Below are 12,790 nucleotides of genomic sequence, written 5' to 3' on the forward strand. Positions count from 1 at the left end.
CAATGTTTAAAATTATAGGAACTTTCGATTTTTTAAATATTGAAAAATATGTTCAACACTTTCTTCTACTGACCATTCCTCAGTATGAACAATGATTTCAGGATTTTCCGGCTCTTCATATGGATCGTCGATGCCTGTAAAATGTTTAATTTCACCGTTTCTCGCTTTTTTGTACAGCCCTTTCGGATCTCGTTTTTCACATTCTGATAATGAGCATTTAACATATATTTCAATGAACTCATCATGCTCGAGCAAATTTCTTACTAACTCCCGATCTTCTCTATATGGTGAAATAAAGGCTGTCAAAACAACTTGGCCGCTGTCCACAAATAATTTTGCTACTTCTCCAATGCGCCGAATGTTTTCTTTTCGGTCCAATTCCGAAAAGCCTAAATCTTTGTTCAACCCATGGCGAACGTTGTCCCCATCTAATACGTAAGACGAAATATTTTCATTGAACAGTTTTTGGTTTAATGCATTGGCTAACGTTGATTTGCCGGAACCAGACAATCCGGTAAACCATAGAACAAAGCTGTGATGCCCCAACTTTTTCCTCCGCTCTTCTTTTGTGACGGAATGGTGATGCCAAACAATATTTTTACTTGTCACGTTTATTCCACCTCATTTTTGCAATTCTTCTTGGCGCAGTCCTTTTACGAGCACTTCAACAACTTCCGGACGGCTGAAAGTGTTTGGCAGCGGCTCGCCGTTTCGCAGTTTTTCCCTTACTTTTGTGCCTGATAAAATGACACGGTCGTCATCGGAATGCGGACATGTTTTATGGGAGGCCATGCCGTCGCATTTTTTGCAATAAAAGCTGTGTTCAAAAAACAGCGGCGTAATATCTAATTCCTCTTTTGTAAAGTTGGAAAAGATTTTTTGCGCATCATATGTTCCATAGTAATTTCCAACCCCTGCATGGTCTCTTCCAACGATGAAATGCGTACACCCATAATTTTTTCGGACGATAGCATGGAATATCGCTTCCCTCGGTCCGGCATAGCGCATGGCGGCTGGAAAAATTCCTAACAGAACACGATCTTTTGGATAGTAATTTTCTAACAGGACTCGATAGCTTTCCATGCGAATATCTGCAGGAATATCATCCTTTTTTGTTTCGCCGACCAGCGGCTGCAGAAATAATCCGTCTACGGTTTCAAGAGCTGTTTTTTGAATGTATTCATGCGCACGGTGAACAGGATTTCTCGTTTGAAACCCTACGACTGTATTCCAGCCAAAACGTTCAAAAGCGGCTCGAGATTCTGCTGGCTCAAATGTTTCATTTGGAAACGGCTTTTCCGTTTTCTTTACTAACACGACATCCCCGCCAAGATAGACAGGAGGACGCTCATACAATTTAGCAACTCCTGGGTGCTCTTCATCTTTTGTCCGATAAACATATTCCGCTTCTTTTTGTTTATCCGGCTTATATTTATCTTCCACTTTGATCACACCGTATACTTCTCCGTTAAATGTCAGCTTAACTTCATCTCCAATGTCGATGCGATCAGCTTGTTCTTCTTCAACAGGAAGTGTAATTGGAATGCTCCAAACTATACCATTGGCAAGACGCATGTTTTCGACAACACTATCATAATCTTTTTTAGTTAAAAAACCCGTTAATGGACTAAATGCTCCAATACCGATTAACTCTAAGTCAGAGAGCCCGATATTATCCAATTCAATTGCTTCTTGAATATGAGAATAATTGTATTCTGGATTATAGCGATTGATTAATGTTCCTCCGTGCGGTGCAATCCCCATTTGATCTCCTCCTTGCTACGCCATATATTCCTATATTCATATTTATTTACTAGGCTTTTGTTGAAAAAATTTTTAGCCTTAGCCGCTAAATAAATCTAAATCGTTGCGATACGCCATCATCAAAAACGAGTAAAAAGAATCATTTCATGAAACGAGTCTTCAAAACTTTATTTTTTATGACGAGTTTTTATAAAGCATTATATGCGGAAAAAGGCCTGCTGTAGATCAAACTATCACTTCACTTGTAAGTGATATTCATATTTTGATTGAACAAACACCAAAGATAAAATGATTGAATCAACTATCGATGAAGCCGAAGCAGACGGTTTAGGCACCTTCACCTCCACCGACCATTGAACAGAGAACATTTCCAGCAGTCCGAATGGAGGAAAAAGCGATATGTTTTTACCGCTCCTGTACGACAGGCAGCACCCGCTGCCGCCGCACCGCTTCCTCTAATGGTTATAGGCTTCCATTATTTTGTCACACTCTCATGTAATCCGCATTCAAGCTTTTGATGGCCGACCCATCTTCCAGAACGCAGATCATCCATGTTAATGGCTGGCTGAGTGCAAGGCTGGCAGCCAATGGAAGGATAACCTTGATCATGTAAGACGATATAAGGCAAATCATGTTTATAAACATATCGCCAAACTTCCTTCCATGTCCAGTGGATGAGAGGGCAAATTTTTACCTTTTGGAATTTCTCATCTTTATTAATATAGTTTATATGTTTTCTTGTCGGCGATTGTTCTCTTCTCAATCCTGAAATCCATGCTTTTACAGGTTCAAGTGTCTCCCTTAAAGGAATCACTTTCCGGATGTGGCAGCAAAGATTCGGATCTCTCTCCCAAAGCTTATCCCCATATTGCTCTTTTTGCTCTTCTAATGTGATCTCTGGTTTTTTCAATTCTATATTTAAATCTGGGTATCGATTTTTTACTTTTTCTATGCAATCATAGGTTTCTTTAAAATGCAGCCCTGTATCCAAAAAGACAATCCGTGCGGTCGGATTGACCTTTGATATTAAATCAATGAGTACAATCCCTTCAATCCCAAAGCTGCACGAATACACAATATCATCTTTATATGTTGAATATGCCCATTCCAACACCTCTAGGGCACCTTTTGTGTCCGATGTCTCATCAAACACGAGATCAGGTTCCGCCCAGGTTTCGTACGTAAGCATTCGCCTTTCCCCCTTATTAGAAAAGGAATAGAGCTCGTTCAATAAAAGGATTGAAAACCGCCTCTAGTCGTCTAGTCAGCGGTTTATTGAGACAGCTTTTTATTTCTTTCATTTGTACAAATGATATTTTGTACTTAAAAACTAGGTTAGCAGATTCACAGTGTTCCTTTCAAGAACGTGCTATATGCTTTCAAATTTTATCATAATTTTCCTAAAAGTCAACCCGAGTTTTTTGATTGGAATTAAATATTTTATGAAAGGGAGGTTAAACTTTTTCGAGCCAACTGTCGTTTTCAGGATTTTTTCGCCATAATGACAAGCGGTCGAGATCTTCTTTCGAAATCATTTGTTCTTCCAAAGCCACTTGGATTAAAGTGTCATAATCGCTTAATGCGATCGCAGGAATGCCAGCATTGGCAAAATTTTGCTTTCCTTGAGGAAGACCGTAGGTGAAAATGGCGGCGACACCTAGTACTTGACAGCCAGCATTTCTTAGTGCTTCAACAGCTTTTAAGGAGCTTGCCCCTGTTGAAATCAAGTCTTCGATTACAACCGCTTTTTGTCCTTCCCTCACTTTTCCTTCTATTTGGTTTCCCTTCCCATGCTTTTTCGGTGTGCTGCGCACATAACACATCGGCAATCCCAACTCTTCAGCAACTAATGCCGCATGGGGAATACCGGCTGTCGCAGTTCCAGCAATTAATTCAGCATCGGAAAAATGCTCACTGATTAGTTGAACTAGTCCTTTGTAAATGATTTTGCGGAGCTTCGGATACGATAGAGTCAAACGATTGTCGCAATAAATGGGCGATTTTATTCCGCTTGCCCACGTAAACGGTTCATTTGGTCTGAGAGTAACTGCTTCAATTTCTAGCAAATGTTTGGCGATTTCCTTTTTCATTCCACCTTACCCTCCCATTCTTTTTTTACTTCATTGTAGGCTGCAACAGGATCCTCTGCCTTTGTAATTGTCCTGCCGACAACAATGGCTGATGCGCCTTGTTCCTTTGCAAATTTTGGCGTCGCAATGCGGACTTGATCCTGTGCTCTATCTTTTGCTAAACGAATTCCAGGCGTAACAGTCAGAAAAGATGGACCGCACGTTTTTCTTATTTCGCTTACTTCATGGACAGAACAAACAACACCGCTCATCCCGCTTTTTTTTGCATTTTCCGCATAATGTAAAACCGTCTCAAGCAACGGCTTTTCAATGAGAAGTTCATGTTTTAGCATCTCGCTGGAAGTGCTTGTCAGCTGGGTGACAGCGACAACATCTGGACGCTTATTTCCGCTCTGAGCTCCCGCCTCCAGCCCTTCTATCGCTGCTTCCATCATGTCTCTACCTCCCGCAGCGTGAATAGTGATCAAATCGACTCCGAGCTTGGCAAGTCCTTTCATCGTTTGTTTCACGGTATTTGGTATATCATGCAGCTTCAAATCAAGAAATATTTGATGACCGCTTCGCTGTAATTCTTCAATGATAGAAGGGCCTTCTTGATAAAAAAGTTCCATCCCCACTTTAACAAATAAAGGCTCCTCAAATATTTGCACAAACTGCAATGCTTTTTCTCTCGTATCAAAATCAAGGGCAAGAATTAGAGGACGATTTTTCATCTTTCCAGCTCCTTCCGACACATTCATTCACATGATCAAAGCCTAATTCTTTCAGCCGATTCGGCAACGCATCAATAAGTTCAACACAGACGTAAGGATTGACAAAATTCGCTGTACCAATTGCGACTGCCTTTGCTCCTGCCTGCAAAAATTCTATGCAATCATCGACATTCATAATTCCTCCCATGCCAATGACCGGGATTTCTACACTTTGGGAAACCTGATAGATCATACGAACGGCAATCGGCTTGACAGCAGGTCCAGAAAGCCCGCCTGTTCCATTAGCAATAATCGACCGGCCTGTTTTCACATCGATCCGCATGCCGAGGAGCGTGTTGATCATCGTAATTCCGTCTGCTCCCGCTTTTTCCACCGCTTTTGCCATGGCGACAATGTCAGTTACATTTGGAGAAAGCTTGACATAAACCGGTACTGAAGAAACGTTTTTCACAGCTTCTGTTAAATGTCCGGCTACTTCAGGAACTGTTCCGAACATGATCCCCCCTTGTTTAACATTCGGACAAGAAATGTTCAGTTCAAGTGCTTTTACGTTAGGCGCTTTACTGATTTCTTTTGCCACTTCCACATATTCTTCAACAGTCGAGCCGGCAATGTTCGCAATGATCGGAACATCAAATTGAGAAAGCCAAGGAAGCTCTTCCTCCATCACTTTTTTTAATCCGGGATTTTGCAACCCGATGGCATTGAGCATTCCCGACGGCGTTTCCGCCACCCTTGGTGTTGGATTTCCGAATCTAGGCTCAAGCGTTGTTGCTTTGATCATGATCGCTCCAAGCTTGGATAAATCGTACAGCTTGGCAAATTCGCGGCCAAAGCCGAAGCATCCTGATGCGGGCATGATCGGATTTTTTAACTCAAGACCAGGAAGCTTAACAGTTAACATTCCAACATCACCTCCCCGATTCGAAAAACAGGCCCGTCGGTACAGATTTTCTTATAGCCCGAATCATTTGCATCGGTTTTCGTACGGCGGACACAGGCAAAGCAAGCGCCGATTCCGCAGCCCATTCTTTCTTCCAGGGACAAAAACACTTTTTTATGCGGAAATGCTTCTTCTATCGCTTTTAACATTGGAGTTGGTCCGCATGTATAGAGCGTTTCAAATGTGAAGCGTTGTTCATTGATGATATCCATAACGGTTCCTTTTGCGCCGAATGTGCCGTCAACTGTTGCCACAAACGTTTCGCCCAGCTCCTTAAACTCTTGTTCGTAAAACACCGCCGCTTTTGTTGAAAATCCTAATACATGGACAACTTCCACTCCATTTTGAACAAGCTGCTTCGACAATTCATAAAGAGGGGGAACGCCAATGCCGCCACCGACAAGCAATGCTTTTTCCTTCGTTTCTTCAACCGGAAAACCGTTTCCGAGCGGTCCGAAAACATCGACAAGCTCACTTGCTTTTTTTCTGGACAATCTTTTCGTTCCGGCGCCTTCTGCCCGATAAATTAATGTCATCGTGTTTTTTTCGGCATTGTATTCGGCAATGCTGATCGGTCTTCTTAATAACAGATCAAAACTGTCATCCACTTTTATTTGAACAAATTGTCCCGGACGAGTAATGCGTTGAACGAGCTCTCCTTTTAATTCCATTTTATAAATGTTTTTCGCAATTGGCCTGTTGCTGATGATTTCCATCCAAGCTTTGATCATTGGATCACCTTCTTTACCTATTATGTTCGGAGAGATTTTCAACCGTAAAAGCCATCGATTCAAGCACGCGTAAAATTGCCCTTGCAGTGTCTAAAGAAGTGAGGCACGGCACACCGTTTTCAACCGATTCCCTTCTGATTCTGAAGCCGTCGCGCTCAGGCTGCTTTCCTTTCGTCAGCGTGTTGATGACAAATTGCGCTTTTCCATTGCGTATCACATCCAAAATGTTGTCGCCGCGTGATCCGATTTTGCTGACAACCTTTGCTTTTATGCCGTTCTCTTCTAGAAACTTTGCGGTTCCTTCCGTCGCCAGCAGTTGATAGCCGATATTGCGAAATCTGCCCGCAATTTCTAAAGCCTCGTTTTTGTCCTTATCAGCAATCGTAAGCAGCACTGATCCGTGCTCGTAAATATTCGTACCGGCTGCAACAAAGCCTTTATAAAGAGCCTTTTCAAAGGTGGCATCCTTTCCGATTACTTCCCCAGTTGATTTCATTTCTGGTCCAAGCGTAATGTCTACACGGCGCAACTTCGCAAATGAAAATACCGGCACCTTCACAAATACACCTTTCGGCTCTTTTGCAAGCCCTGTTTTCACACCGAGTTCCGGCAAGCTAGCACCGAGTATCACCTTTGTCGCAAGCTTAGCCATCGGAATTCCGGTAATTTTACTTAGAAACGGAACTGTTCTGCTTGATCTTGGGTTCACTTCCAATACGTATACCCGCCCGTCAGCAATTACAAATTGAATGTTTAGCAGTCCGACAATATTCAGCCCTTTTGCCAAACGAATCGTATAATCAACAAGTTCTGTTTTCAACTGATCAGATAACGTTTGCGGCGGGTAAACCGCTATCGAGTCCCCTGAGTGCACGCCTGCCCGCTCAATATGCTCCATAATGCCCGGAATGAGCACATGTTTACCGTCTGAAATCGCATCAACTTCCACTTCTATTCCGGTTAAATATTGATCAATTAAAACGGGATGTTCCGGATTAATTTTTACTGCATGTTCCATATAATGGAGCAATTCTTCTTTATGGTAGACAATTTCCATCGCCCGGCCGCCAAGCACATAGGAAGGACGGACAAGCACCGGATAGCCGATTTCTTCCGCAATTTCCACCGCTTCAGCGACGGATAGAGCCGTTTTCCCTACAGGCTGTGGTATTTCCAAAGCTTCAAGCACTTGTTCGAACTTGTCGCGGTCTTCCGCCCGATCTAAATTTTCCAGGCTTGTTCCTAATATTTTGACACCTCGTTTTGCCAGCTTGCCTGCCAAATTGATTGCCGTTTGCCCGCCGAATTGGACGACAACGCCAATCGGTTTCTCCAAGTCGATAATATGCATGACATCTTCGATCGTCAGCGGTTCAAAATACAGCTTGTCGGAAATGCTGAAATCCGTTGACACCGTTTCTGGATTGTTATTGATAATGATTGCTTCATATCCTGCTTCGCGAATCGCCCAAACAGAGTGAACTGTTGCATAATCGAACTCAATACCCTGCCCGATTCGAATCGGCCCTGAACCTAACACGACAACACTTTTTCGTTCAGTCACAATCGATTCATTTTCTTCTTCATATGTGCCGTAAAAGTAAGGCGTCTCGGATTCAAACTCGCTTGCGCACGTATCAACCATTTTGTAAACTGGAACAATTCCTTGTTTTTTCCGAAACTCATAAACTTCCGATTCATCTGTATTCCATAACGAAGCGATAAAGTGATCAGAAAATCCGAGTTGCTTTGCTTTTCTCAACACATTTACATCAAATGGAGATTTTTTCAGTTCTCGTTCATATTCGATAATGTTGTTTATCTTATTCAAGAAAAAGCGGTCGATTTTGCTCCATTGATGAATTTGCTCAACGGAAAAACCCCTTCTCAGCGCTTCGCCGATGTAAAAGATTCGTTCATCCCCTGCTTTCTTGATTCGCTTTTCAATCATTTCATCTGAGACATCGTTTTCTTTCAATGTTAAATGGTAGACGCTTGCTTCGAGAGAACGAACAGCTTTTAACAACGATTCTTCAAACGTGCGGCCGATCGCCATGACTTCACCGGTTGCTTTCATTTGAGTGCCAAGCACACGGTTGGCTGATTCAAATTTATCAAACGGCCATCGCGGTATTTTCGTGACAACATAATCAAGCGCCGGTTCAAAGCAAGCAAATGTTTTCCCTGTCACTGGATTGATGATTTCATCTAACGTCAAACCGACGGCAATTTTCGCTGCGAGTTTCGCAATCGGATATCCTGTCGCTTTTGATGCAAGGGCGGATGAGCGGCTAACCCGCGGGTTCACTTCGATAACGTAATATTGAAAACTATCCGGATCAAGAGCAAGCTGAACATTGCATCCGCCTTCAATGCCAAGAGCTCCGATAATTTTTAATGACACGTTTCTGAGCAGCTGGTATTCTCTGTCTGAAATCGTTTGGCTGGGCGCCACAACGATCGAATCGCCTGTATGAATGCCGACGGGGTCAATATTTTCCATGTTGCAGACAACGATTTTATTGTCTTTTGAGTCCCGCATCACTTCATATTCGATTTCTTTGTAGCCGGCAATGCTTTTTTCGAGCAGACATTGATGAACAGGGCTGAGCTTTAAACCGTTCGTCACAATTTCAATCAGTTCTTCCTCATCGTGACAAATGCCGCCTCCGGTCCCGCCAAGTGTATATGCAGGCCGGACGATCACCGGATAGCCGACTTGCTCCACAAAATGAAACGCTTCTTCAAGCTCATGAATTATGGCGCTTTCCGGCACCGGTTCATTCAGCTCCTTCATAAGCTCGCGGAACAGTTCACGGTCTTCAGCTTTTTGAATGGCTGAAAGCTTAGTTCCTAAAATTTCAACGCCGCACTCTTCTAAAACACCCATTTTATGAAGCTCGACCGCCAAGTTTAGTCCAGTCTGTCCGCCGAGAGTCGGCAGGATCGCATCCGGCCTTTCCTTGCGGATGATTTTGGCAACAAAGCTCGGAGTGAGCGGCTCCATATACACTTTGTCGGCAATTTCCGTATCCGTCATAATTGTCGCTGGGTTCGAGTTGACAAGAACAACCTCATATCCTTCCTCTTTCAATGCTAAGCACGCCTGTGTTCCCGAATAGTCAAACTCCGCCGCTTGTCCGATAATAATCGGTCCTGATCCGATAACTAAAATTTTCTGAATATCTTTCCGCTTAGGCATTGAGATTCCCCCTTTGAGCAGTCTTTTCCATCAGCTCGATAAATTGATTAAACAATGGATTGGCATCCTCAGGTCCCGGCGATGCTTCCGGATGGTATTGAACAGCGAAAGCAGGATGCACGCGATGTCTCAATCCTTCAACTGTTCCGTCGTTCAGTGCAACATGTGTTACTTCAAGCTCTGTATTCCTAATGGATTCGATGCTTACAGCATAGCCGTGATTTTGGGAAGTCATATACACTTTCCCAGTTTTTAAATCCTTCACTGGATGGTTTGAGCCGCGGTGGCCGAATTTTAATTTTTCTGTTTTCGCACCGCATGCTAAAGCGAGCAGCTGATGCCCTAAACATATTCCAAAGATAGGGGTTTTCCCGATAAGATCGCGCAGCATTTCAATTGCTTCTGGAACGTTTTGCGGATCTCCAGGTCCGTTTGTAAGCAAAACGCCGTCAGGCTTCAATCGCAATATTTCCTCCGCAGATGTATCATATGGAACGACGATCGAGTCGCAATTTCGGCTGTTTAATTCTCTTAAGATTCCATGCTTCATGCCAAAATCTACAACAACCACTCTTTTTCCTCTTCCTGGACTTTGATATGGTCTTTTCGTCGATACAATTTCCACCTGATTGCGCGGCAGCTCCGTTTCTCTTAATTTCTCAGCCACTTGCTTTGGATCCGCCTCAGCTGAACAGATTGCACCTTTTAACGTTCCGTAGTTGCGGATAATTCTAGTCAGCCTTCTTGTATCGATTCCACTGATGCCAGGAATATCGTTTTCTATGAGAAAATCATTGATTGAATATAAACTTCTCCAGTTGGAGGGTGCTTCACAGGCTTCCTTCACAATCATCCCGTTCACGAACGGGCGGATCGTCTCAAAATCGTCGCGGTTGATGCCGTAATTGCCGATCAATGGATAAGTAAACGTTACGATTTGTCCGCAATATGAAGGATCTGAAAGTGTTTCTTGATAGCCTGTCATTCCGGTTGTGAACACAACCTCTCCGATGATGTCACGATCGCTTCCAAAGCCATCGCCGATGAAAACATCGCCGTTTTCAAGCACTAATTGCCGTTTCATATTACTCTCCCCTTTTCCAAACGATTTTGCCGTCCACCATTGTTAAAACAGGCCAGCCTTTTGCAAGCCAGCCGTTAAACGGCGTATTTTTTCCTTTTGATGCAAATGTTGAGGCATCTATTCTTTTTTCTTCCTGTAAATCAATGAGCGTCAAATCTGCAGAAATGCCTTCTTTTAATTCCCCCATATCCAAGTTAAAAGCTCTAGCAGGCTTTACCGTCAGCCAATCAACAAGTTGTTTCAATGTAAAAATGCCCCGTTCGACAAAATATGTGTACAAAAGAGGAAAGGCAGTTTCCAACCCGACGATCCCAAACGGCGCCTTATCGACCTCTAAAGATTTCTCCTCCATCGTATGAGGCGCATGATCCGTAGCAATAAAATCGATTGTTCCATCCAACAGCCCTTCGATTAATGCTTTCTTGTCTTCTCTGCCTCTAAGCGGCGGATTCATTTTAAAGTTCGGATTAAGCTCCGGAATATCTTCATCACATAAAAGAAGATGATGCGGGGTCACTTCGCATGTCACGCGGATGCCTGCTTTTTTGGCGTCTCTGACGGCTCTGACAGATTCTTTTGAACTAATATGGCACACGTGGTAATGGCAGCCGCTAGCTTCTGCCAGCAGAACATCTCTTGCAATTTGAACGGACTCACATACAGATGGAATGCCGGATATACCGTGATTTTTTGCAAAAACTCCATCATGGAAGGATCCGCCGTTGATAAGGGTATTGTCTTCACAATGCGCGACAATTGAATATCCTTTCTCCGCCGCTTTTTTCATTGCCTGAAACATCATGCCGGCCGACTGGACACCTACGCCATCGTCCGTAAAGGCAAAAGCACCTTCCTCTTTTAATGCATCAAAATCCGTTAATTCGCTTCCGCTTTGCCCAAGTGTGATCGCTGCATAAGGAAGAACGCGAACCTTTGCTGTTTCTTTAATTCGCTTTTGTAAATTGATCATTTTTTCTTTCGTATCAATAGGCGGCTTCGTATTAGGCATGGAGGCAACGGTTGTAAAGCCGCCCTTCGCTGCAGCCAGCGTGCCGGTGGCAATCGTCTCTTTCGCTTCTCCACCCGGTTCACGCAGATGAACGTGAAGATCGATGAATCCATGGGAAAGAAGCTTTCCGTTGCAATCGATCACGTCTCCCGCTCCATCAGCTATCTCTTCCGATATTTGTTTGACTATTCCGTTTTCCACAAGAACATCCCGTTTTGTCAATTCGCCTTCCTCTGTTAACAATTGCGCATTTTTAAATAGAATGGACATGTTTCTTCTCTCCCCCTTGTGCTTTACTTTCAATCGCCTGTTTTATAACTGCCATGCGGACAAATACACCGTTTTCCATCTGTTTAAAAATTCGCGATCGGCTGCACTCTACTAAATCTCCGTCGATTTCAACTCCTCTGTTGACCGGTGCAGGGTGCATAATAATCGCATGGTCCTTCATCATTTTTTCCCGTTCCTTTGTCAATCCGTACTGCTCCAAATATTGATCAGCTGTCCATTTTTCGCTGTGGCGTTCATGCTGGATTCTTAAGAGCATCACAACATCTGACATTTCGATTGCTTCATTGATCGATACGTATGTACCGTATGGATTGGTGTCGTCCCGAAATTTTTCAGGTCCTGAGAACAATACGGTTGCCCCGAGCCTTGTCAGCACTTCTGCATCAGATCTTGCTACACGGCTGTGGCGAATGTCACCGATGATGGAAACCGTCAATCCGTTAAAACTCCCAAACTCTTCACGAATTGTCATCAAATCGAGCAAACATTGCGTTGGATGGTGTCCGCACCCATCGCCAGCATTTAATATGGATACTTGGACACGGCCGATCAGCTCGTCAAAATACCGATCCTGCGGATGACGGATCACGACTGCCTCGACACCGATTGATTCTAAAGTTTTTACAGTATCGTACAACGATTCTCCTTTTTGAATGCTTGAAGAAGCTCCATCCACATTTAAAATGTCAAGTCCAAGTTTTTTTTCAGCAGCTTCAAAACTAAACCTCGTCCTCGTACTCGGCTCAAAAAACAAGTTGGCGATAAATGTTTGTTCTCCGACTTTCCATCGTTTTCCCATTTTAAAGTGTTCCGCTTCATCCAAAATGGCAATAATCTCTTCAGTTGACAGCGTGCTCATGGTCACTAAATGTTTCATCGCTTTCTTCCCCTTTCCTTTAAATAAAAGCGATTGACGTTTGAATTTTAAAAAAAATACCCTGCCAAGGCATGACAGGGTGTAAG

The 12,790-nt window shown here is 43.4% G+C and carries 11 protein-coding genes; all 11 read right to left on the bottom strand.

All coding sequences use genetic code 11. The features are described 5' to 3' along the window. Nucleotides 1–12 precede the first annotated feature (12 nt). Complete coding sequence (gene cysC, locus NSQ71_RS10695; protein ID WP_340733938.1) at nt 13–609, bottom strand: adenylyl-sulfate kinase; 597 nt, start codon at nt 607–609, stop codon at nt 13–15. A gap of 12 nt (nt 610–621) precedes the next feature. Further along, nucleotides 622–1,764: a sulfate adenylyltransferase gene (gene sat, locus NSQ71_RS10700; RefSeq protein ID WP_340733939.1), complete on the bottom strand. Its 1,143-nt coding sequence runs from the start codon at nt 1,762–1,764 to the stop codon at nt 622–624. A gap of 475 nt (nt 1,765–2,239) precedes the next feature. Continuing rightward, nucleotides 2,240–2,953 carry a phosphoadenylyl-sulfate reductase gene (locus NSQ71_RS10705; RefSeq protein ID WP_339196618.1) on the bottom strand — a complete coding sequence of 238 codons (714 nt, stop codon included), beginning with the start codon at nt 2,951–2,953 and terminating at the stop codon, nt 2,240–2,242. Between the two features lie 265 nt (nt 2,954–3,218). Continuing rightward, complete coding sequence (pyrE, locus tag NSQ71_RS10710; RefSeq protein WP_339196621.1) at nt 3,219–3,854, bottom strand: orotate phosphoribosyltransferase; 636 nt, start codon at nt 3,852–3,854, stop codon at nt 3,219–3,221. Next, nucleotides 3,851–4,567 (bottom strand): orotidine-5'-phosphate decarboxylase, encoded by a 717-nt coding sequence (gene pyrF, locus NSQ71_RS10715; RefSeq protein ID WP_339209963.1) that lies wholly within the window; start codon nt 4,565–4,567, stop codon nt 3,851–3,853. Before pyrF ends, pyrE begins: the two co-directional genes overlap by 4 nt. Further along, nucleotides 4,536–5,471: a dihydroorotate dehydrogenase gene (locus NSQ71_RS10720; RefSeq protein ID WP_063388468.1), complete on the bottom strand. Its 936-nt coding sequence runs from the start codon at nt 5,469–5,471 to the stop codon at nt 4,536–4,538. The genes pyrF and NSQ71_RS10720 overlap by 32 nt, the downstream gene beginning before the upstream one ends. Continuing rightward, nucleotides 5,465–6,241 carry a dihydroorotate dehydrogenase electron transfer subunit gene (locus NSQ71_RS10725; protein ID WP_063388469.1) on the bottom strand — a complete coding sequence of 259 codons (777 nt, stop codon included), beginning with the start codon at nt 6,239–6,241 and terminating at the stop codon, nt 5,465–5,467. Before NSQ71_RS10725 ends, NSQ71_RS10720 begins: the two co-directional genes overlap by 7 nt. A 13-nt stretch (nt 6,242–6,254) precedes the next feature. After that, entirely contained in the window at nt 6,255–9,443 is a 3,189-nt protein-coding gene (carB, locus tag NSQ71_RS10730; protein ID WP_066246575.1) for a carbamoyl-phosphate synthase large subunit, read from the bottom strand. Further along, the gene (locus NSQ71_RS10735) at nt 9,436–10,527 is read right to left on the bottom strand and encodes a carbamoyl phosphate synthase small subunit (protein WP_063388471.1); all 1,092 of its coding nucleotides are present in this window, start codon (nt 10,525–10,527) and stop codon (nt 9,436–9,438) included. The genes carB and NSQ71_RS10735 overlap by 8 nt, the downstream gene beginning before the upstream one ends. Before the next feature lies 1 nt (nt 10,528). Further along, entirely contained in the window at nt 10,529–11,806 is a 1,278-nt protein-coding gene (locus NSQ71_RS10740) for a dihydroorotase (RefSeq protein ID WP_063388472.1), read from the bottom strand. Next, complete coding sequence (locus NSQ71_RS10745; RefSeq protein WP_339196626.1) at nt 11,790–12,704, bottom strand: aspartate carbamoyltransferase catalytic subunit; 915 nt, start codon at nt 12,702–12,704, stop codon at nt 11,790–11,792. The genes NSQ71_RS10740 and NSQ71_RS10745 overlap by 17 nt, the downstream gene beginning before the upstream one ends. Nucleotides 12,705–12,790 lie beyond the last annotated feature (86 nt).

This window comes from Aeribacillus sp. FSL M8-0235, from assembly GCF_038000355.1.
Lineage (GTDB): Bacteria > Bacillota > Bacilli > Bacillales > Aeribacillaceae > Aeribacillus > Aeribacillus composti.